The sequence below is a fragment of the Singulisphaera rosea genome (genome assembly GCF_054877945.1).
This window is the reverse complement of sequence record NZ_JBTYIP020000031.1, coordinates 69854-90666: the sequence shown is the minus strand read 5'-3', so window position 1 is coordinate 90666 and position 20813 is coordinate 69854. Positions and strand designations below refer to the sequence as shown.

16 protein-coding genes are annotated in these 20813 nt (G+C 64.7%); 9 read left to right on the top strand and 7 right to left on the bottom strand.

The window, feature by feature from the left end; translation table 11 throughout:
• Window positions 1–378: 378 nt before the first annotated feature.
• A complete protein-coding gene (locus tag ACYOEI_RS34010; protein ID WP_462854586.1) occupies window positions 379–1902 on the bottom strand; it encodes a DUF1501 domain-containing protein in 1524 nt (507 codons plus the stop codon).
• 51 nt (window positions 1903–1953) lie between these two features.
• Entirely contained in the window at window positions 1954–4749 is a 2796-nt protein-coding gene (locus ACYOEI_RS34005) for a PSD1 and planctomycete cytochrome C domain-containing protein (RefSeq protein ID WP_462854585.1), read from the bottom strand.
• 444 nt (window positions 4750–5193) lie between these two features.
• Here ACYOEI_RS34005 and ACYOEI_RS34000 point away from each other — a divergent pair, with 444 nt between their 5' ends.
• The 3 genes from ACYOEI_RS34000 to ACYOEI_RS33990 all read left to right on the top strand — a co-directional run bounded on the left by ACYOEI_RS34000 (window position 5194) and on the right by ACYOEI_RS33990 (window position 7413).
• Complete coding sequence (locus ACYOEI_RS34000) at window positions 5194–5934, top strand: RNA ligase family protein (protein WP_462854584.1); 741 nt, start codon at window positions 5194–5196, stop codon at window positions 5932–5934.
• Window positions 5931–7043, top strand: coding sequence for an AAA family ATPase (locus tag ACYOEI_RS33995; protein ID WP_462854582.1), 1113 nt, complete (start codon window positions 5931–5933; stop codon window positions 7041–7043). The genes ACYOEI_RS34000 and ACYOEI_RS33995 overlap by 4 nt, the downstream gene beginning before the upstream one ends.
• 115 nt (window positions 7044–7158) lie before the next feature.
• Window positions 7159–7413: an acyl carrier protein gene (locus tag ACYOEI_RS33990; RefSeq protein WP_462854579.1), complete on the top strand. Its 255-nt coding sequence runs from the start codon at window positions 7159–7161 to the stop codon at window positions 7411–7413.
• Window positions 7414–7507: 94 nt separating this feature from the next.
• On the opposite strand, the gene ACYOEI_RS33985 is transcribed toward ACYOEI_RS33990, so the two are convergent.
• The 3 genes from ACYOEI_RS33985 to ACYOEI_RS33975 form a co-directional block, all read right to left on the bottom strand.
• Complete coding sequence (locus ACYOEI_RS33985) at window positions 7508–9184, bottom strand: TolC family protein (protein ID WP_462854577.1); 1677 nt, start codon at window positions 9182–9184, stop codon at window positions 7508–7510.
• A 370-nt stretch (window positions 9185–9554) separates the two neighbouring features.
• The gene (locus ACYOEI_RS33980; RefSeq protein WP_462854575.1) at window positions 9555–9779 is read right to left on the bottom strand and encodes a hypothetical protein; all 225 of its coding nucleotides are present in this window, start codon (window positions 9777–9779) and stop codon (window positions 9555–9557) included.
• A gap of 295 nt (window positions 9780–10074) precedes the next feature.
• Window positions 10075–13059, bottom strand: coding sequence for a sigma-70 family RNA polymerase sigma factor (locus ACYOEI_RS33975; protein ID WP_462854573.1), 2985 nt, complete (start codon window positions 13057–13059; stop codon window positions 10075–10077).
• A gap of 314 nt (window positions 13060–13373) precedes the next feature.
• Here ACYOEI_RS33975 and ACYOEI_RS33970 point away from each other — a divergent pair, with 314 nt between their 5' ends.
• The 3 genes from ACYOEI_RS33970 to ACYOEI_RS33960 all read left to right on the top strand — a co-directional run bounded on the left by ACYOEI_RS33970 (window position 13374) and on the right by ACYOEI_RS33960 (window position 15268).
• On the top strand, window positions 13374–13604 hold the full coding sequence (locus ACYOEI_RS33970; RefSeq protein WP_462854571.1) for a type II toxin-antitoxin system Phd/YefM family antitoxin: 231 nt from the start codon (window positions 13374–13376) through the stop codon (window positions 13602–13604).
• 182 nt (window positions 13605–13786) lie between these two features.
• Window positions 13787–14131 carry a type II toxin-antitoxin system VapC family toxin gene (locus tag ACYOEI_RS33965; RefSeq protein ID WP_462854569.1) on the top strand — a complete coding sequence of 115 codons (345 nt, stop codon included), beginning with the start codon at window positions 13787–13789 and terminating at the stop codon, window positions 14129–14131.
• 213 nt (window positions 14132–14344) lie between these two features.
• Window positions 14345–15268 carry an alpha/beta fold hydrolase gene (locus ACYOEI_RS33960; protein ID WP_462854568.1) on the top strand — a complete coding sequence of 308 codons (924 nt, stop codon included), beginning with the start codon at window positions 14345–14347 and terminating at the stop codon, window positions 15266–15268.
• A 213-nt stretch (window positions 15269–15481) separates the two neighbouring features.
• On the opposite strand, the gene ACYOEI_RS33955 is transcribed toward ACYOEI_RS33960, so the two are convergent.
• A complete protein-coding gene (locus tag ACYOEI_RS33955) occupies window positions 15482–15847 on the bottom strand; it encodes an RNA polymerase sigma factor (protein ID WP_462854564.1) in 366 nt (121 codons plus the stop codon).
• A gap of 161 nt (window positions 15848–16008) precedes the next feature.
• Window positions 16009–18057 carry an ABC transporter permease subunit gene (locus ACYOEI_RS33950; RefSeq protein WP_462854562.1) on the bottom strand — a complete coding sequence of 683 codons (2049 nt, stop codon included), beginning with the start codon at window positions 18055–18057 and terminating at the stop codon, window positions 16009–16011.
• Window positions 18058–18502: 445 nt separating this feature from the next.
• On the opposite strand from ACYOEI_RS33950, the gene ACYOEI_RS33945 reads away from it, so the two are divergent.
• The 3 genes from ACYOEI_RS33945 (at window position 18503) to ACYOEI_RS33935 (ending at window position 20759) form a co-directional block, all read left to right on the top strand.
• Entirely contained in the window at window positions 18503–18868 is a 366-nt protein-coding gene (locus ACYOEI_RS33945; protein WP_462854561.1) for an ankyrin repeat domain-containing protein, read from the top strand.
• Between the two features lie 179 nt (window positions 18869–19047).
• Window positions 19048–19605: a hypothetical protein gene (locus tag ACYOEI_RS33940; protein WP_462854559.1), complete on the top strand. Its 558-nt coding sequence runs from the start codon at window positions 19048–19050 to the stop codon at window positions 19603–19605.
• 284 nt (window positions 19606–19889) lie between these two features.
• Entirely contained in the window at window positions 19890–20759 is an 870-nt protein-coding gene (locus ACYOEI_RS33935; RefSeq protein WP_462854557.1) for an alpha/beta hydrolase, read from the top strand.
• Window positions 20760–20813: the final 54 nt, after the last annotated feature.

Here is a 20813-nt window from a genome sequence, read left to right as displayed (position 1 = left end):
GCAATCAAGGCCAGGAGACAATGCCCGAGCAAGAGGGATAATCGACGAGGCGGGAAGGGTGGTCACTATTTTCATAGGTGATGGAGCAGACGCCGTCCTCGACGCGGAAGATCAGGCCTATCTGCTGGAGTGCGAGGGGCAAGGTCCTCCTCAGGGCCACGCATCGCGTACGTCAGGAGATAGAACGATGCGGCCCAGATTTCGGAATCCGAGCGGCGTGCTGTGAGCCCAAGCGAGGTGATAAGGACAAGGCCCATCAACCCGGCGATCGAGTAACGAGGATAGATTCTCATGGATCCCTTCCCCCCTCTCCCGAAGCCGAGAGCGCGCTTGTGACCTACCTTCGAGGCTTTGTCGCTCGCCAACGACCTACCACCCTCAGGCCAGGATCCCGCGGATCGGCCGGCCGTAGTCGATCTCGAGGCGTTTGCGGCCGGGGATGTCGAGGCGGTGGGGGTCGAGGCCGAGGAGGTGGAGGAGGGTCGCGTGGATGTCGGTCACGTAGTGGGGGTCTTCGACGGCGTGGAAGCCGAGCTCGTCGGTCGCTCCCTGGACGTGGCCGGCTTTGATCCCGGCGCCGGAGAACCAGACGGTGAAGCCGTGCGGGTGATGGTCGCGGCCCATGGCGCCGGCCTTGGTACCGAGGGGGATCTCCAGGCCGGGGGTGCGGCCGAACTCGGTGCAGCAGACGACGACGGTGTCTTCGGTCAGGCCGCGCTGCTTGAGGTCTTTGAGCAGGCCGGCGATCGGCAGGTCGACGCGGGCGCACGACTTGGAGTGGAGGCTGCGGAGTTGGGTGTGCGAGTCCCACTCGCCGTAGTCGCTCAGGTAGACCAGGCTGAATCGGACCCCACGCTCGACCAGGCGTCGGGCCGCGAGGAGGCGACGGCCGTAGACGGCGGTGGCCTCGTTGTCGATCCCGTAGAGCGACTGGGTCGCGGGCGACTCCTCGGCCAGATTCAGCACCTCCGGGACCGAAGCCTGCATCCGGAAGGCGAGCTCGTAGGCGCGGATCCGCGCCCGGAGCGCGTCGTCGTCGGGGTATTCGACGGCGGCGAGTCGGTTCAGGGCCCCGACGAACTCGAACTCGCTGCGCTGCTCGTCGGCGAGGACGTCGCCGGGACGCGTGCCGAACGGCAGCGGGTTCTTGGGGTCGAGGGACAGCTCGATCCCGCCGTAACGGGGGCCGAGATAGTCGGCCGAGAAGTTCTCCTTGACCCGGCCGTCTTTGTATTGGCCGAGGAAGACGAACTGGGGCAGGTTCTCATTCAGCGTGCCCAGCCCGTAGTTGATCCACGAGCCGATCACCGGCTGCTTCTCGTCGAGCTTGTGCCGCCCGTGGTGCATCTGGAATTCGGCGGCGTGGTCGTTGTCGGTCGTGTACATCGAGCGGACGAAAGAGATGTCGTCGACGCAGGACGCCAGGTGCGGCCACCAGTCGCTGATCTCGATGCCCGACTGCCCGTGCTTCTTGAACCCGACCTGGAGCGGGAAGATCTCGGCGTGCCGACGCTCGCCCCCGACGACCGCTCGAGATCGCTCGCGGAATTCGGGCAGGGTCAGTGGGTTGGGCTGGCCGGTCTGGTCGTAGGTCTTGCCGGCGTGCCGGTTGAGCGCCGGCTTCGGGTCCCAGGTCTCCATGTGGCTCACGCCGCCGGAGAGGAAGATCCAGATCACGTTCTTCGCCCGAGGCGCGAAGTGGGGTCGGCCGTCGGGCGGCGACCCCGAACTTTCCGCACCCGCGCCGGCGTCGGCCCGGGCTACGCCGTCGCGATGGAGCATCGACCCGAGCGCCAGGCCCGTGAAGCCGAGGCCGATGTCGGAGAGGAACGCTCGGCGATGGATCCGCCCGCAAGGAGGGCCGGGACGCTCGCGACGCGATTCGGGGCGTTGTCGGGCCATGGCGCACGGTCTCCGGCGGACGGCAAAGCCAAAAGGGGGAGAGAAGCAAGGTCAGCGAATCGTCACGAACTCATTGTGGCTGAAGAGCGCGTGGATGAAGTCGCGACGCGCCCGAGAGGGGCCTGAAGCATCCTTGGCCGACTCGAGCATCCGGGCCTGGCGGCGGAGGAAGTCGGCGGAGAGGTCCCGCTCGGGGGGGGACGGTGACCGCGCCAGGACTTGCTCGAACGCGGCCGTGATGAACGCCCCCTCGACGGCCGGGTCGGGGCTAGCGGTCGCAGAGCCTTGCGCTTCGGACCAGAGCCGCTCGGCCAGGGACTTGCTGAGGGAGAGGAGCCACTCGTTGTTGGTCAGGGCGAGGGCCTGCTGGGGGACGACCGAGGTCGTCCGGCGGTAACATTCGACGGCGTCGGCCGCGTCGAAGAGCTCGAGGAACGGCATCCGAGCCTCGCCGTGGTGGGTGAAGTAGAGGCTCCGACGCCTCGAGGTCAGCCCCTGGGCGAAGTCGATGTCCGCGCCTCCGACCGCCGGGTCGAGCGCGCCGGCGACGTGCAGGAGGCTGTCGCGGACCACCTCGGCCTCCATGCGGGCCGGGGGGAACCGCCAGTAAGCGAGGTCTTGTGGGTCCGCCGCGCGGGCGGCCTGGCTCGTCGAATCGCCCCCGCCCGAGGCGAGGCGGTAGGTCGCGCTCGTGACAATCAAACGATGCAGATGCTTCAACGACCACGGGGGCACGCCCGTCGTCGGCTCCATCAGCTCGACCGCGAGCCAGTCGAGCAGCTCGGGGTGGGTGGGGGCCTTCCCGTTGCGCCCGAGGTCGTGGGTCGTGGCCGCGATCGGCCGGCCGAAGTGCCAGTTCCAGAGGTGGTTCACGGCGACCCGGGCCGCCAAGGGGTTCTTCCGGTCAGTGATCCAGCGGGCCAGGGCCAGCCGGCGCCCGGTGCTCTTTGCGGGGAACACGGGGCCGAAGGAAGCATACTCCGTCGACTCCTTCGCCAGGGCCGAACGTGCGGCGTCGAGGGCCTTGCGCGCCTCGGTGATCTGCGCGTCGGCCTTGGCCACCTCGTCCCGGGCCTTCGGGTTGGTTCGAGCTTTCCGGCTCGCCTGGAGTCTTGCCTTATCGGCCGAGGCGAGGCTCGCCGACGCCTGCGCGGCGGCGGACAGCCGTTCCGCTTGCGACGCCTCGCGCGCTCGGGCCTGGGGATCGCCGGGCGTTCTGCCGTAGCGTACGTCGTCGGCAGCGACCCGAACCTGGACGGCGCCCAGCTTGGCGCGAGCCGCCGCGAGTTGGGCTTCGTCGGCCCGGAGGTTGATCCAGGCGACTTCCAGGTCGTCGAACGCCTTGGAGGCGTCGATCTTCGAGCCGCCGAAATGAAGGGCTGTGGCTCGACGGCCGAAGGTCGAGATCGCCGTCTTCGCTGAGGCGAGGAACGGACCGCGCGACTTATCCCAGGCTTGAATCGCCGACGAGACAGCGGCCTCTTCGCGGGCGATCGCCTCGCGCTGGGCCGAGGGGAGGAACCCCGGATAATACGACTCGACCGGGAGGCTGACGGGCTCGATCGGGAGGTCGGCCCCGCCGAGGAACGCCGGCGCACCGGGCGGGATCGGCGGTCGGCCCGCCACAACGTTGCGCGACTCGCCTCGGGTGTAGAGGAACGTCTTGGCGTCGAGCGTCTCGTCGAACACCCGGACCATCCCCGAGGTGATCGGCGGGTAGGACTTGCCGTAGTCGTACTTCGGGAACTGGCCCGGGTCGGGCTCGCCCGGGACCTTCTCGTGACGCAGCTCGAGCGGCTCGAAGCAGGCGCGGATCCGGAAGTAATCTTCCTGGGTGATCGGGTCGTACTTGTGGTCGTGGCAGTGGGCGCAGTTGACCGTCAGGCCGAGGAACGCCTTCGCCGTGTGCTCGACGTTGTCCTTCATCCAGGAGTTATAATTCCAGCGATACCAATTGCGGACGACGAAGCCCGTGGCCACGAGGTTCTCAGGGTCGCCGGGCGACAGCTCGTCGGCGGCGAGCATCTCCTGGACCATGCGGTCATAGCCCTTGTCGGCGTTCAGCGAGCGGACGATCCAGTCGCGCCAACGCCAGATCTGGGCATAGCTGTTGGTCACGTCCGGGACCGAGCGGCGGCCGTACCAATCGCTGTACCGCCAGACATCCATCCAGTGCCTCGCCCAGCGCTCGCCGTATTGCGGGCTGCCCAGGAGCCGGTCGACGACCTTCGCATAAGCGACGTCCGAAGGATCACGGAGGAACTCGAGCAGTTCCTCACGGCTCGGGGGCAGTCCGACGAGGTCGAGGTACACCCGGCGCAGCAACGCCTGGGGGTTCGCGGGGGCCAGTGGGGTGAGTCCTCGCCGTTCGTGCTCCCGCGCGACGAAGCGGTCGATCGGGTTCCGCGCCCAGTCCTTCCCGGCCTCCGCGGGGGGTGTCGGTCGGGTCGGGGGCAGGAAGGCCCAATGCCGACGCGGGTCGGCCTCGGGGACCTCGCCCGCTGGCGAAGCGGCCCCCTGTTCGATCCAGGCCCGCAAGGACGCGACTTGCTCCGCGGTCAGGGGCGACCCTTCGGGAGGCATCCGGAGCTTGGGGTCGGTCTCCACAACGCGCTCGAGCAACGGGCTCTCCTCGAGCTCGCCCGCGACCGCGGCCGGCCCGCTGTCACCCCCTTGGCGGATGGCTTCACCGGTGTCGAGCCGCAGGCCGGCCTTCTGCTTGAGCGCCCCGTGGCACGCCTGGCAACGTTCCTTCAAGACCGGCTTGACCTGCCGGAGATAGTCGACGGGCTCCGCCGCACCAAGCCACCCCCGTGAGGAGACAGCAAAGGCGACGAAGCACCACATCGTTCTTAAATGAAAGAGACGAAACGATCGTCGGGGCTGGTGCCGCCGAGTAGGGCAGGGAGTCGGGGTCCGTGCGGTCATGCTGGCCATCCCTCCGGCGAGCAGGGCGAGGCGGGGCGGAGAGCCGGGTCCGAGGTCCTTTCGATTCAACAAAGATACAATGTCGGAGCCGAGAAGGCATCACCTCTCGGGGTCCTATTTTTTCGACGAACCGAGATCGGGGAACGATCCATTGGGGCATGAAGCAAATCGATCCTCAGATGACGCAGATCGACGCAGATGAAAACGCTGAAATTTTAATTTCATCTGCGTCGATCTGCGGATCGATCTTCAACCTCCTCTTCTCAAGCCTGATATCGGGTTCTCGTGAACCTCACGACGAGGAGGGATGTCTCTCACCGATCGTACGGTCATGGATTCGTGGTTCGGGTCGGGGCAGCGGTCATGGGGCGGTCATACGGCGAGTTCGTGAAGTATCCGAGGACGCCCCACCTCTTCGGCTCGAGGGGGACCGACGACGACAAGCACCTCGACGACGCCGAGTCGGCCCGGTTCCTCGGCGACGATTCGCTGATCGTCGAGGAGAAGATCGACGGCACGAACGTCGGCATCCACTTCTCGGCCGACGGGGCCTTGAATCTCCAGTCGCGAGGCCACCTGATCACCGAGGGGATGCACCCGCAATACGACCTCCTCAAGCAGTGGGCCGCCGTGAAGCGTCCGACCCTGGAGGCGATGCTGGAGGATCGATACATCCTCTTCGGCGAATGGGTCTATGCGAAGCACTCGGTCCTCTACAACCGCCTGCCGCACTACTTCTTCGAGTTCGACCTGTACGACAAGGCGACCGGCACGTTCCTGGATCTGGAAAGTCGGCTGATGTTGCTGGAAGGGACCGGGCTCCCGACCGTGCCGGTAATCCATCGGGGGGCGTTGGACCGGGAGCAACTCGCGGGCTTGATCGGTCCGTCCCGATTCGAGTCCGAGTTCGAGAACCCGATCACGGGACGGACCGACGCCCTGATGGAGGGTCTTTACCTGCGGACCGAGGCCGGGGGCGTCGTCACGGCGCGGGCCAAGGTCGTGCGGCCCGAGTTCGTGGAGAAGATCAAGCAGAGCGAGCACTGGCAACACCGGGCGATGATCCCCAACCGCCTGGACGATTCGGCGGACATCTGGTCATGAACTGGCGTGAAATCCAAACATCCTCGCACGAGTACATCCTGACGTGGGCCGTCGACCAACCTTGGGCCCTGGCGATGGCCGCCTGCGTCCAGGACGAGGGCTGGCACGCCGAGGGGGACGTGTGGACCCATACGAAGATGGTCTGCGACCAACTCCCGCGGCTGGAAGAATGGCCGTTGCTGGGCGACCACGACCGAATCGTCCTCCTCTTCACGGCCCTCTTGCACGACGCCGGCAAGGCGCTCACCTCGCAGGTCGACCCGGCGACCGGGCGAGTCGTCTCGCCCAAGCACGCCGTGAAGGGAGAGCACCTGGCCCGTTCGGTACTCCGGAATCTCGGCTGCGACCTGGCGACTCGCGAAGAAATCGCCCGGATGGTCCGCTTCCACGGCCGACCGGCGTTCTTGCTGGAGAAGCCCGAGCCGGCGCATGAGGTCGCCTCGCTGTCGTGGTTCGTGAGCAACCGACTCCTCTACCTGTTCGCCCTCGCCGACACCCGAGGCCGCACCACCGCCGAGACGACCCGGCCGGAGGAGAACCTCCAACTCTTCCGCCTGGCCGCCGAGGAAAACGGCTGCTTCGACCGCCCATATCCGTTTGCCAACGACCACGCCCGGTTCCTGTTCCACCGCCAGGAAAGCCCAAGCCTGCACTACGTCCCTCACGAGGACTACCGCTGCACCGTGACCATGCTCTCGGGCCTCCCGGGCGCCGGCAAGGACTCATGGCTCGCCGCCCATCGGCCGGACCTGCCCGTCGTCTCGCTCGATGAGCTGCGAAGAGAGATGGACGTCGAACCGACCGACGACCAGGGAGCCGTGAGTCAGGCGGGCCGCGAACAATGCCGAGTCCATCTGCGGGCGGGACGGCCGTTCGCGTTCAACGCCACGAACCTCCTCCGACAGACGCGCCGGGGCTGGCTCGAACTGTTCAGCGACTACGGCACCCGCATCGAAATGGTCTACATCGAGCCGCCGCTCCCCCTGATCCTTTCCCGCAACGCCCGACGATCGAGCCCCGTCCCCGAACGGGTCATCCTCCGCCTCGCCGAGAAACTCGAGCCACCGACGCTCGTCGAGGCCCACGGACTCCTCGTCACCGACGGGTAGGGCATCACAGGTCTCCGCGACTCCTGCACCGCGGTAGACGTTTCTGCTATGATCCAAAATCCATTCGAACCGCCGAGACTTGTGAGCGTGGACGCTTGGCAAGGGGGAGGCACCGATGATTCCATTCATCGTGATCGTCGCCGTGTTCCTGATCCTCGCTGCGATTGTGATCGTGGAACGAGGCGAACGATCAAAGTTTGAGGACCGGTTCCCACCGATCTCGGACGACGAGTTCGTCGCCCGATGCGGTCCCGGGACCAACCGCGAAATCGCCTTGAAGGTCAGAAGGATCGTGTCCGACCAGCTCGGTGTCGAATACGAGCGAATCCATCCGTCGGCTAGCTTCGTGAACGACCTGGGAGCGGATTGAGTCCGAGACCACAGATGGCGTAGACGAAAGATCGAATTAAAAATCCTCATGATTTTCATCTGTGTCAATCTGCGTCATCTGCGGATAGATCTCCCTATTTTTGCCGAGTCGATTCGCCTCGGATGAGAGAGAAAGAACCCCGGATGCGGATCGGGCGAGATTCGCCGATCAGGACGTCGAAATTCAGGGTCGTCGGCGTCGAAGCGGGTCTGGGGACCAGGTCGGGTAAGGGGGCAGGGGCCGTCGTCTCTCCGCTCGTCTTCAAGACATCGGCGTCGACACTCCGTGCGGGGCGGGAAAACGGCGTTTCCTCGGCGAGCCTGGTCCTGGTCTCTCGCGGGACCCGAGGCTCCGAAACCGGGGAGTCGACGACCGTGACGTTGTCGAACGCCAGCAACGTCCCTTGCGCCTCCTCGAGCTCGACACGGGCGACCTGGGACTCGGCCCGGGCCTGCTCCACGGCCGCGAGCGCGTTGGTGGACTCGCAGACGGCGTCGAGGTAGCCGTCGATCGTGAGACGGGCCTGTTCATACAAGACGCGTTGGGACTCGAAGTGACGGGCGGCTTCGGCCGAGGACTCCGAGGCCGCCCTCGACCGCTCGGTGACGGCGTCGAGATCTCGATGGAACCGCCTCAGATTCTGCTCGGACCGCCGAACGACCTGCTGGAGATATCCATACTGTCTTAAGTAGGCATACTGGGCCTGCCGGTAGTTCGCCGATCGCTGCCTCCCGGAGACGGCCGGAGGGTCCGAAGAGGGGTCGAGGGCTGACGCGAGACGGCTTGCCCCTCGAGCGGCCAGGGTCCGCAAGCTCTCCACGACCATGCGCAGCCGGAATTGGGCGAGTTCCATACCGATCGCGACGAACCTCGAGGCCGCAATCCACGGCAAGGAGGGAACCTCCACGTCCGGGAGTAGGAGGACGAGCCGGAGTTGGACAAGGCCAGGGTGATAGGCGAAGAGTCGGAGGGCGGCGGCGCGGGTGTTGGCGCGTTGACGAAGGACGTCGGGCTGGTTTGCGAGCATCGCCGCGAGGCAATTGTCCCAACGAAGCCCGGCCGCGGTCTCGTTCGGCCTGGAAGCGGGGACGATCCGTCGGTCGTCGGCCGTCGAAAGCCCGAGGACCACGCGCAGGCGACGCTCGGCCGCCATCACCTCCGAGAATCGCGCCGCCCGGTCGAGGCGGATCGTCTCGAGCCTCCGTCGAATCGCGGCCACGTCCCCGGGGACCGACTGACGAATCTCGAGACGGGCCTCCTGGAGGCGGAGGATCTCAACGACCCGTTTGATTGCCCGTTCGCGGGCGCGGAAACCGGCGTAATTTCCGGCCAACGCCCAGTACTGCTGCTCGACCGAGCGGAGGTGTGCCATGACCTCAGCACGGAATTGCCGCGGGGAGGAGTCGGGGCGATCGTCGGCAAGGCTGATCGCGACGGCCTTACCTCGAAAACCAACGCGAGGCGAGGCCCCTGCCGGGAGATCTCCCGGACGAGGTCGCACGCGCAAGGCCTCGCAATTCTCGAGCCCGATCCGGACCGCCTCCTCCAGGGTGAGCGGCCACTCCGCACGCCCTTCCCAGGCCTGCGAAACCGGCTTCCTCGGCGGAGGAAGCGTTCCAGTGGTTTCCACAACCTCGAACGGGACAACTCCGGATCGGCCGACGTCGACGGCCATCTGGAACGGCGGAAACGCCTCGCCTGACGTTCTCGGGACAGGAGGGGCCTCGAACCCGATCACGGCCAGCGCGAGCAGACTCATGACGGCGTTCATGACCACCTCCTCCTTGAGGGACCGAGCCCGGATCTGCCCCAGGTCCGACAAGTCAACGGGACGTGAGCCCCGCCGAACTTCCCTTCGTCACGCCCCAGGGAGAACGCCTCGCCGTTTCATCGATCCACCCTTTACTCACTCTGCGTCTCTGCGTCTCTGCGTCTCTGCGTCTCTGCGAAAGGTTAGCATTCCGATCTCGCAAGTCGCGCCGCGTGATGTCTCACGCAGGGGCACAAAGACGCAGAGGGGAGAAGGGAGAACGATCACAAGCCCAAAAACGCAAACGAGTTAACGATCTCCGATTTTTTCCATCCAATATCGCTCGCTGGCGATTCGGGTCCGTAACGACGGGCTGCAGCAGTTCGATCGCTCAATGTGAGTGGACAACGCTCGGAGGCGCCTTGCTTGCGCCTTCGGCGTGGGCGACCTTCCCATGCTCGAACAAGGTACAGCCGCTCGCGCCCGAGACTCGAAGACGATAGGTTTCGAGCTCGTGCACGATGCACAGCCCCATCGTCCTGTCACCGGCCCTGGCGCCGGGCTCGATCTCAAAATACTTGCAACCCTTGCATTCGCCCCAGTTTTTGTCCGCCATGAGATCTCTCCCTCCCTCTCGAAGTGGAGTGGTGGTGGCTCGCGTTGCGGAATCGGTGGCGTTCGACTGTCCCACCACCGATTTCGCTGCGTGAGCCATCGTGGTTATCGCATGGCAGGCTATGATCGCAACTCATGGACCAAAACCTGCTGAAACCCTGTCTCAACTGAGGAAGGGGAGAATCAATCCACAGATGACGTAGATCGGCGCACATGAAAACCTGCATCTTCTTCTGAATGATTTCCACCTGCGCCGATCTGCATCATCTGTGGATTATTTCTCTTCCAGTCCGGACTCAATGGTCGGAGGGAGGCTCGACCCGGACGTGGGTCTGGAGAGAGGACACGTCCCAGGTCATCGCCGTGGCGTCGTCGCTCGCCGAGATGAGGGACCGACCATCGGGCGAGAATGCGACGGCGTTCACCGGCCCGCGATGCCGCTCGAACCGGCCGACCTCCCGGCCGGTGGCCAGGTCCCAGAGACGCACCGTCGGGTCGTTCGTTGTGAAGTTGTGGCCGCCGCCTCCCGACGCGAGGTAGCGGCCGTCGGGCGAGAACGCGAGGTCCCTCGTCGTCTCCTTGTGGTCACGAAGCGTTACGACCTCTTTGCCCGAGGCAAGCTCCCAAACGCGGATCGGCTCATCCCTCGGTTTCTCGGGGGAGGGATCAAAAACCCCACCCGTCGCCATCAACCGACCGTCCGGAGAAATCATCGCCGCGGGATCGTGCGGAATTTCGGCACGGACGACCTGGCCGATCCCCTTGCCGGAGGCAATGTCCCACAGATAAACCCCGTCGCGTTCGATGGTGATGATCCGAGAACTATCGGGGGAATAGAAGATCGGGAGGTCACCCGCGGACTGGACTCTCTGTGCGTCACTGTGCCGGAATTGGACGAGCACTCGGCCCGACTTGACGTCCCAGACCCGCAACCCCGAGGCGACCGTCTTGCCATCGGGCGAGAAGGCGACGTGCCGGACCGAAATTCGCGCATTGGCAAGGGGAAGGCGAATCAACTCACGACGCTCGGCCACACTCCAGAGGCCGAGCTTCCCCTCCCGCTGTGCGGTCCCGAGGACCAATGTCTTCCCATCGGGCGACAGAGCGAGCTCATTAACGGGCGCGTTGATCGTCGCAATGACGTTGAGCTCGCGGCCTTCGACCGGGTCCCAATGCCGCACGGTGCCGTCGTAGCCGCCGGTGAACACGGTGCCGTCCGCCCGAGATACCGCCAGGGACCGGACGTACGAACGGTGGCCCGACTGCGAGATCGCCTCGCGCCCCGTGGCGACGTCCCAGAACCGAATCACCGACTCTGCCCCCGAGGACGCAATCGTCTTGCCGTCGGGCGAAAATGAGATGGAACCGACCCATTGCTGGTGCGCGGGGATCGTCCGGATCTCCTGCCCCTGGGCGACGTCCCAGAGGCGGATTGCGGCAAGGCTGAAGGGTGACGATTCGTCCTCGGTCCCATCTCGGCCCGCGGCGAGGATCGAGCCGTCGGGTGAGAAAGCCAGGCTCCTCATGGCTCCGGTGCCGTTCCTGAGGAGGCCGAACACATCTTCCTCGGGCTGCTGGAGGACGGGTTGCACGCTCGAACCGAGCCTGGGTTCATGCTCACGGCCGGTGGACAGGTCGTAGATGCGGAGCGTCCGGTCGGTCACACTCGCCGCCAACCACTTGCCGTCGGGCGAGAAGGCAACCGACTGGACCTGGAAGCCCTCGACCGGGAAGCGTCGGAGCTCTTGCCCGGTCGCGACGTCCCAGAGCCGCGTCGAGCCCGACCTCGGCGTGTTCCTCTGGGCGTTGGGGCGGGCGTCGAGACTCGCCGAGGCGAGGGTCCGGCCGTCGGGAGAGAAACGCAGGTCGTTGATCACGTCCCAATCGCCGCCGAACCATCGACGCTCGCCGAGAGTGGCCGTGTGGAAGGTCCCGATCCCCATCTTGGTCGTCCGGGACGCGGCATCAAAGCGGCCGATGCTCGAAGCCAGAGTCTTGCCATCGGGAGAGAAAACCACGTGCAGGATCCCATGCTGCCCCTGTGATTGCCGGGGCAGCTTGCGGCCCGTGGCCAGGTCCCGGAGCCGGAGTCCGCCGGGCGTTTCGATCGTGGCCAGAGTCTTGCCATCGGGCGACAGGGCGACCTCGTGGACGTTGATTGCCGGGTCGCCGATGTCCCGGAGGACCGTCCCCATCCGGAGGTCCCAGACCCGGAGGACGTCGCGACCTTGCGAGACAAGGGTCCGGCCGTCGGGGGAGTAGATCACCCGATCGACGATGTCGCCGTTGTGGAACGGGAGGGTGCCCATCAGGGCCCGCTCCCGCTTCGGCAGCGGTTCCCCCGCCCACTCGGCCGCGGCCGGCTGCGGCCTGGCCCCGGCGCCCGGAACGGGCACCGAACTGCGATCATTCGGGGCCTGGCCGATCGCCAACAGGGTCCCCCCCGAAACCACTAGCACGACGCCCATAATCGCCGACGCGACTGTCGCCAGCGTGGTGATGAACAAGCCCCGGATGACGACGCGAGACAGGTCGCGGATCTCCGCCGCGACCGGCAGGCCTCGGGCCGCAATCCCGACCGTCGCCTCCCTCAGCGCCGTGGGAATCTCCGCCCTCGCCTCCGGCGATTCGAGGGCCCCGGCGGCCAACCAGCCGGCCGGCGCCAACCCTCGCCGCACGAGTCGGGACCGCAGCAGGTCGCGGCCTCGCGACAGATGCCCGCGCACCGTCCCCACCGGACAGCCGAGTTCTCGCGCCGCCTCTTCGTGCGTCTTCCCCTCGAAATAACAGAGCATCACCGCCGTGCGGTACCTCGACGGCAGCCGGCCGACCTCCTGGTGGACACTCGGCCCGACCTCATCGAGATCGGGGCCGGGGACGGAGTCGAGTCGTTCCAGAGGACTCCCCTCGGCGACCCTCGCCAAACGCGAGCGGCGTCGAGCCTCCCTCGACCGCACCTTCAACGCCGTCCGACGGGCGACCCCGTGAAGCCAGGGGCCGAGCGATCCCCGAATCCAGAGCCCTCCCGACCGACGCACCAGGACCAGGAACGTCGCCTGGAACGCATCCTCCGCCTCGTGCCGGTCTCCGAGCAAGTCCCGGCAGACCCTCAGGACCATCGGTCCATGCCGCGTCACCAACCCCTCGAACGCCGCCTCCGCACCGGACCCATCGGCCACGAACCGGGCCAAGAGCTCCGCGTCGGAGAGTCCCGACACCGTGCCGCCGTCATAAAGTCGTTCGATCTGCTGCAAGACGGCGCCCGCGTGCGCGTCGGTCATGGCAAGTCGCCCCTCGAGTGCGAATCGGCTCCTCTCAAGGGTAATGCCCGCCGGTGCTCGGACCAATGCGCGAAAATCGAGGACCTCCACTTCGGCCCCTCGTCGAACAGTTCTCGACCGTACCAAGATTTCAGTTGCGGGATAGAATAGGATCGGTGGGACCACGACGCACACGCGGCGCATCTCGATGCCTTCCCAGCACGAACCGGTCTCTGTACGAAACCCGCTTTTCTCCTCAGAATTGGGTTTCCCTGGGAGTCGGTGACGCCATCTCCGAGTGGCTCCGCTGGAACTGAAGCCGAAGAGGAATCGCCATGACGGTCATCACGGTGGAAGAGGCCCGGGCCAAGCTCTCAGAACTGCTGCAACACCTTGCCCCCGGCGAAGAGATCCTCATTATGGAGGGTCAGCGGACCCTGGCGAAACTCGTCGGGCAGGGCATCGTGTCCCGAAAGCCTCGGCAGCCGGGAAGTGCCAAGGGGAAGTTGATCATCCTGGAGGAGGATGATGAGCACTTGAAGGACTTCGAGGAGTTCATGGGGTGAGGCGACTTCTCGACACCCACACCTTCCTCTGGTTTCTGTTGGACGACCCTCGGTTGAGCACCACTGCCAGGGCGGTCATCGTAGACCCGCTCAACGATGTCGAGCTTACAGCGGTTCCCAGCCGCATCGCACACAACAGATTAGCCTGAAAGCCTTGGATTTCGGGCGTAACCGTTCACCTCGTGCGATATGCCTGCGTTAACCGCTGTAGCCCGGCAAGCTACTGGGAAATCGCCATCAAGATCCGTCTCCAGAAGTACGCCCTCCCCGAACCCTACCTGGTCTTCATGGAGCGTGAGATCGCGGCCAACGACCTTCACATCCTGGCGATCGAACCCCGATACGCGGCGATCTTGACGACGATGCCATTCCATCACAAGGATCCGTTCGACCGACTCCAAATCGCACAGGCTCTCGCCGAGAGCATCCCGATCGTCGGGGCTGATGTGATCTTCGACAACTGCGGGATCAACCGGATCTGGCAATCAACGATCTCGACCAACCAGAATAATTTTACCAAAATTTGATTTTGACTTTCAAATATTTACATTTTAATATTTAAAGTTCGTCTGCGTGACAAAAAACGCTGAACAGGCAAACTCTCATCGAGAAAGTTCAACGGCAGGGTCGCCCTCGCCCGTCACGTGTTCTCGGGAATCATTCAACTTCCTGCCTAACGCTTGTGTAAGTCTGGTGGTGCCCGACGAATGAGTCCTTGCCAGGAAAAGGGGCTGAGTCTTATGCGATCGGCGTGCTTACTCCTTCTGGGTGCGGCGATTCTTTCATCTGGCTCGACCAGAGGGCAAGAAACCCCACCGAGCGACAAATCGCGGTCCGAGCTCAAAAGCGGGAAAGCGGAGAGCCCCGAGGAGCCGCTCCCGTACGGCTCGAATCCGAGAGCGGGCCACATCCTGGAACGCGGGGGCGTCAAGCTCTACTACGAGACGTATGGCGAGGGCGGTCGACCGCTCGTCCTGCTTCACGGCGGCTTGTACGGCTATATCGATGAGTTCGCCGCGCTCATCGATAGCATGAAGAAAGATCGACGAGTGATCGCAATCGCGACGCGAGGACACGGCCTTGCAGAACTGGGCGGCGAGCCGTTCTCCTACTCCCTGTTCGCCGAGGACGCGGCCCACGTGATCCAACAGGAGACGAAGGAGAAGGTCGACGTACTCGGTTTCAGCCAGGGAGCCATCACGTCGCTCGTGTTGGCGGCCGCACATCCTGATTTGGTGCATCGGCTCATCGTGATCGGCGGCTCCCTCACCCCCGCCGGCGCGACCAAGCCGGCGATGGAAGAGATGCTGCACCAAAGCGGGTCGGACATGGCGAAAGCATTGCCAACCGGATTCGTCGCGCAGCGCAAAGGGATGATGAAGTCGCCCGAGAGGTGGGGCGAATTCCTCGAGCGTCTCGCCAAGCTTTGGGCAACCCCCGTTTACGTCACGCCCGAGCAAGTCCGATCCATCACCTGCCCAACCCTCATCGTCGCGGGCGACAAAGACCCTTACACACGCGGCGACCATGTGTTGGAAATCGGCCGACTCCTGCGAAAAGGTCAACTCGCACTCATTCCCGGATGCGGACACGTGGTTTTCGCTTGTAAGCCCGAGTTGATGATCTCCATTGCGAAGACGTTCCTTGGCGAAGCTGATCGGTGAGCCGGATCATCGCGACGGTTTCGAGGAAGCGACCTTCCTGCGGTGGGCGGCCTGGAGGAAGCGGACCGGGGACGTCGCAAAGCCGATAGACAGACTATCTCATGTCACTCCGGGGCTCCTCAGTGAATGCTCCAGCTCATTAGGCCTTGGACACATCCCTGTCGTGCGCCGATCCAACGCAAACCTCCTTCGGGAAAGCTCGCCCTGCGAAAGCTACCCCGCTTCCGAGGAAGGCCGTGCCCGGATTGCCCGCTTCGAAACCCGGCGGCTCACCCCGTAAAGCCAACGGCCCAGCGAGTCGTCGACCCGCACAACAGGTGCCTTGCGGACGAGGATCAAGAACGTCGCCTGGAATGCGTCGGCCGCGTCGTTCGGGTCGGTCAAGGCACGGCGGCAGACGCCCCAGACCATCGGGCCGTGGCGGTCGACCAGGGCCGAGAACGCCGCCTCCGCACCCACGTCTCGCCTGGCGCAGAACCGTTCGAGGGGTTCCGCGTCGGTCAGACCGCCCACCGCCCCCGCGCCGAAGAGGGTCGCCACGTCGCGCGAGACGGTCGACGGGTCGTGTCCGGTCATCATGGCCGTTCGGCTCCTCGGGTGTCAGTTCCCCACCCTCACCATGCAAGGCCCCGCGAGAACTTTCCAAGTTTTTCGAAAATCGGCGCAAGCCCGCCCTCGGGCGGAGAACCTTGGCCTCTCCGCAAGGCGGAAGACTCGAGGTCCGGGACCGGCCCGTACGTTTACGAGATCCGGGGCCGGTCGAGCCAGAGGTCGAACTTGCCGACGACGCGCTGGGTCAGCAAGGCCGCGACGGAGACGTCGAAGAGGAAGATGGGCAGTCCGAGCAGGACGGGGGCGGAGGGTAGGGCGAAGAGGCCGTAGAGGCCCTCGCTCCACACTCGGCCGAACTCGCCGTAGGAGACCAACGGGGCGGCCACGAACTTCGGGAGGACTCCCAGCAGGCTGAAGGACGAGTCCCACCAGAGGGACCCCGAGAACCACAGGAGCAGCAGGATGGGATAGCCGTTGAGGACGCCGAGGGTCACGATCGTCGACGACAGGGCCTTCGAGGTGCTCTTGGTCCGCATCGAGGCGTGGATCCCGATGGCGGCGACGAGCCAGGTGAGCAGGGCCAACACGGCGATCGAGAGGAGCACCCCGAGCGGGTGGACGGCCCCGGTCAGGAGGCCGAACGCCCAGAGCCCGATCAACACCGCGCCGAAGCCTCGCTGGTTCCAGATCGCCCCCAGCAGCTTGCCGCGGACGATCTGCCAACCGGTCAGCGGTGTCGTCGTCAGGCTGACCCAGGTGTCCTCCTCGCGCTCGATCGTGATGCTCGACGCCGCGGACCCGGCGACCGCCAGCAGCCAGAAGGCGGAGTACCAACCACAATCGAGCCTCAAGGCCCAGAGGAAGCCCTCTCCCAGGCCGGGCCAGTCGAAGATGCCGCGCCGCCAGAGCTCGACGAAGCCCGAACCGATCCTCCCTTCGACCTCGGTGAGCAGTGCGAGGGGGAGGGTCACGATGATCACCGCGGGGAGCAACGCGAGCTTGGTGAAGAGATCGGCGGGAGCAAAGTACCGTTCTTTCCACGCCACGGCGTCGTCGCCGCAGCTCGGTCGGGCGTGCCAGCGACGCGTGCGAGTGTCCGACGGCTTCGCGGTCTTGAACCAGGCCCTCCTCGCAGGGGGACCTCCGTGCCTACGACGCACTCGTCGGAGCAGCAAGACGGACGTCAAGAAGAGCAGGGCCGCCCCCCCAACCTGCAGCTCAAGCTTCCACTCGATTCGATCCCAGGCGAAGGGGAGGGTCACGATGATGACCGCCAGCAGGAAGCCGAGCTTTGTGAAGAGGTCGACGGGCGCAGAACGCCGTTCCTTCCGCGCAATCGCGCCGTCGTCGCGGCTCGGCCGAGCCTCTGAAGGCTTCGCGGGCTTGAACCAGGTCCGCCGCGCCGGGGTCCCCTCGTGCCGACGAAACACCGGGCGGAGCAGCAAGACGGACAGCAAGAGGAGCAGGGCCGCCCCCCCGAGCTGGAGCTCGACCATCCATTCGACTCGATCCCAGACGATGTTCATCCTCGAAAGGCCCGCCCATCGCCCGAACCAAAGAGCGAACCAGACTCCGATCGGGCTCGAGTCTTTCATCCCATCGACGATGTATTGGATGTTGGGGTAGGACGTGGCGAACAAGGTGATGCCGAAGGCCGCGACCATCGTCGGGAGGAAGAGCCAGGCCAGGAGCGCGACGTAGGCAATCAACAACGCCTGGCGAACCCTCCTTGCGAGGGTCGAGACCAACATCGTCAGGGCCACCGCAAACGCCGCCGTCGAGAAGGTCCCAAGATAGGCCACCACGATGTAGTCCGCCGCGACCCCCCCGAAGAGGGCGAGCAGGCTCGTGATCGGCAACCCGATCAGCAGGAAGACCGCCAGGTTCGCGGCCCTCCCGAGCATCTTGTCGAGGATGATCTCGCCGCCCGAGAGTTGGCTCGCCATCAAGTAATGCAGCGTCTTCCGTTGCTTCTCATCCGCGATCGCCCCGGCGAACAGGGGAGGGATCAGGACGAGTACAGTCGCCAGTTGCACGGTCGCGAACGTCACGAACGTCACCAGGCCGAACTGGGCCAAGGTCCGGATCGTCGCCTCGTTGGCACCGTGAAAGGTCCCCTCGTAGCCGGTCCAGACCAGCACCAACAACAGGACACCATAAAGCGCCCTCAAGACATAATATCGCGTGCGACGGCCGGTCCGGAGCAGCTCGGCGCGGAAGACGGGTCCTAGCAGCATATCGTCGAAGCCCTTCAGAGCAACTTCGCACTCGGGGTCTGATGGCAAGCCCCGATCGTCTTTATCACCTCCGGCCGGCGCCGCGTGATTCTCGAGCGATCTTATCGCGGGACCCTTCCGAAGCAAACGACATTTGTCGCAAGCCGTTGGTTTTCGCCACAAGAAGTGGAGGCTCAAGATGATCCGCGGATGGCGCGGATTGGCACAGATAAAATGGAAAACGTTCGATTATTTTATCTGTGCCAATCCGCGCCATCCGCGGATCGCCCTCTTTTAGCCCAGCCTCAAAACATTGCCAATTTTACAAACATTAAATATATTAAACTGTCGCCAGATGACGGATTATTTTTAATCATCGAGGGGCAAGAGCGAATATAAGGATCAGATTAGAGGCGCCGAAATGGGCTGTAGAATGGATCTGTGGTGACGACTGAGGACAGGCTTGGTGAGCAAAGAATTTCAACAGCTACTTCTGGAATCGCAGAACGGCCACCTTGAAGCCGTCCGCTCGCTGCTTGATCAAGGCGTCGACCCGAATGAGGATCCTGGCGCCCCGAAGGGATGGTCGCCTTTGATGACGGCCGCCTTCCATGGCCGGTTGGCTGTCGTCAAACTCCTCGTCGAGCGAGGGGCGAGACTGGACGCGATCGAGATTGATGGCTGGTTGACGGCCCTCGACCTCGCGGAGCACGCCCACCGGACCAGGGTCGCTGGCTACTTGCGGCAGGTCGGCGCGATGAAGGGGGACCGGGTCCCGAACCGATTTCGCAAGGGCAAGTTAGGTGGCTGGGGGCCCGATGGCGAGGTTTAGCCTCGACCGGCGAATCCATCGGGACGAGAGGCCATCAGGAGTCCTCCGTGGATCGGCCGAGCTCGTACCCATTCGCCATGGCCGGACGTGGACACAATAAATCCGCGCCGTCGACGAAAATCCTTTGTTCATGGTTCATGACCCCCGATCTGGCCTCTCACTCATCCGGGATCGGTGCAATGCAGGGAAAACTGTCGCCGCTGGGCTGGTACCGATTCACGTTCCCCGCCCAGGTCCTACCGGACGCCTTCCCGCGGATTGAAACCGCGATCCGAAACGCGTGCGTCGGATGGAACAGTCTCGACCTTCGCGTCGCCAAGGGAAGCTCAACCTGGACCGTGACGGCCTACCGAGGCTGGACCGGAGGCTGTCGGGTCGAGTTCACCCCCAAGGACGTCGCATTTGGGCCCGGCGAGGTCGAGGTCTCGACATTCCGATGGTCTCGGATGACGCAAATGGCCCTTTACGTTTCGGTCGCCGCCTGCATCGTCGCAGGAACCGCAGTCTGGCTGGGGTTCGTCTCGACCCTGAAAGAGCTCTCGGTCCTGGGGCTACCTTTCTCCGTGGTCCTCGCGGGCGTCTTCTTCGCGTGCCTCGGCGGGGCCGCGTCCTGCGCGTTGATGTATGCCGGCGGTGGTCGGCTATCCGACGCGGAGCTAGTCGCCATCGGCGAGACCATCGCCGAGGAGTTGATCGGGGCCAATCCGCCATGCTCGGGCAGCGGTGCTCTTCGATAGCCTAACCAGTTTGACGGACGTCCATCCTTCAGACCCCCTCTTATCGCGAGTACCCATTCACCACATTTAAACTCACAAATCCATCAAACAGGCAATGCCTTTCATTTCCTCAATCGCAGTTCTTGTCTTATGCACGACCAATCCGATCGCGTTTGGCGGCGTATGTGCCATATTTGGTGAATGGGGCGTGAGGAACGCAACACGACAACTTCTGGAGCGACCCGAGTTGGCCCGGGCCATCAACCCGACGAACAGCCCATACTCGTGACGACCGGGGAGCGAAAATGACGAAGCACTTCGGGCTTGGCCTTGTTCTGATTCCTCTACTGACAGGCGCCGGCCCGGAGGCGCCCCCCGCGGGCGAACCCTCTGTGTACAAGACGGCGGACGGGCAGACGTTGAAGCTTTGGGTCGTCAAGCCGGAGGGTTGGAAGGCGACCGATCATCGGCCGGGGGTGGTCCTCTTTCACGGGGGCGGCTGGATTTCGGGGCACCCCGGCCAATTCGACAAACAGGCCCGCTACTTCGCCAGCCGGGGGATGGTCTCGGTGTTGGTGGAGTATCGGTTGCTGGGCAAGGGGGAACCCGGGAAAGGCGCCAATCCGCCCGTGAGCTGTTGCCGGGACGCCAAGTCGGCGATGAGGTGGGTCCGTTCCCATTCCGGCGAACTCGGCGTGGACCCCGCGCGGATCGCGGCGGGAGGCGGGTCGGCCGGCGGCCACCTGGCGGCCTTCACCGGCATGGTGGAAGGACTGGATGACCCGGCCGACGACGTCTCGGTCTCGGCCCGGCCAGACGCGTTGATCCTCTTCAACCCCGTCGTGGATAACGGCCCGGGTGGGTGGGGGAACGGCCGGGTCAAAGACCGGTACAAGGAGTTCTCGCCCGCCCACAACATCAGCAAGGACGATCCGCCTTCGATCGTCTTCCTCGGCTCCAAGGATCGACTGATCCCGGTCAAGACCCTCGAAGACTTCCAGGCCAACCTCCGGAAGGAGGGCGTGCGTTGCGAGGTATTCGTCTACGACGACCAGGCGCACGGCTTCTTCAATCAGGAGCCCTGGACCTCGAAGACCCTGATCGAGGCGGACCGATTCCTCGAGTCGCTAGGCTGGCTCAGCGGTCCCCCGCCCCTCAAGGATCCCGAAAAATGACGGGGAGGCGATCCTTCGAGATGGGCCAGACGCGGCATTGCGATCGACGGCGAG

Bases quoted from the DNA above. Each gene is read 5' to 3' on its own strand.
- ACYOEI_RS33975 (WP_462854573.1), bottom strand. From the start codon at position 13,059: ATGACCGACGCGCACGCGGGCGCCGTCTTGCAGCAGATCGAACGACTT.
- ACYOEI_RS33950 (WP_462854562.1), bottom strand. From the start codon at position 18,057: ATGCTGCTAGGACCCGTCTTCCGCGCCGAGCTGCTCCGGACCGGCCGT.
- ACYOEI_RS33980 (WP_462854575.1), bottom strand. From the start codon at position 9,779: ATGGCGGACAAAAACTGGGGCGAATGCAAGGGTTGCAAGTATTTTGAG.
- ACYOEI_RS33960 (WP_462854568.1), top strand. From the start codon at position 14,345: ATGCGATCGGCGTGCTTACTCCTTCTGGGTGCGGCGATTCTTTCATCT.
- ACYOEI_RS33995 (WP_462854582.1), top strand. From the start codon at position 5,931: ATGAACTGGCGTGAAATCCAAACATCCTCGCACGAGTACATCCTGACG.
- ACYOEI_RS33940 (WP_462854559.1), top strand. From the start codon at position 19,048: ATGCAGGGAAAACTGTCGCCGCTGGGCTGGTACCGATTCACGTTCCCC.
- ACYOEI_RS33970 (WP_462854571.1), top strand. From the start codon at position 13,374: ATGACGGTCATCACGGTGGAAGAGGCCCGGGCCAAGCTCTCAGAACTG.
- ACYOEI_RS34005 (WP_462854585.1), bottom strand. From the start codon at position 4,749: ATGTGGTGCTTCGTCGCCTTTGCTGTCTCCTCACGGGGGTGGCTTGGT.
- ACYOEI_RS33935 (WP_462854557.1), top strand. From the start codon at position 19,890: ATGACGAAGCACTTCGGGCTTGGCCTTGTTCTGATTCCTCTACTGACA.
- ACYOEI_RS34010 (WP_462854586.1), bottom strand. From the start codon at position 1,902: ATGGCCCGACAACGCCCCGAATCGCGTCGCGAGCGTCCCGGCCCTCCT.
- ACYOEI_RS34000 (WP_462854584.1), top strand. From the start codon at position 5,194: ATGGGGCGGTCATACGGCGAGTTCGTGAAGTATCCGAGGACGCCCCAC.
- ACYOEI_RS33955 (WP_462854564.1), bottom strand. From the start codon at position 15,847: ATGATGACCGGACACGACCCGTCGACCGTCTCGCGCGACGTGGCGACC.
- ACYOEI_RS33990 (WP_462854579.1), top strand. From the start codon at position 7,159: ATGATTCCATTCATCGTGATCGTCGCCGTGTTCCTGATCCTCGCTGCG.
- ACYOEI_RS33985 (WP_462854577.1), bottom strand. From the start codon at position 9,184: ATGAACGCCGTCATGAGTCTGCTCGCGCTGGCCGTGATCGGGTTCGAG.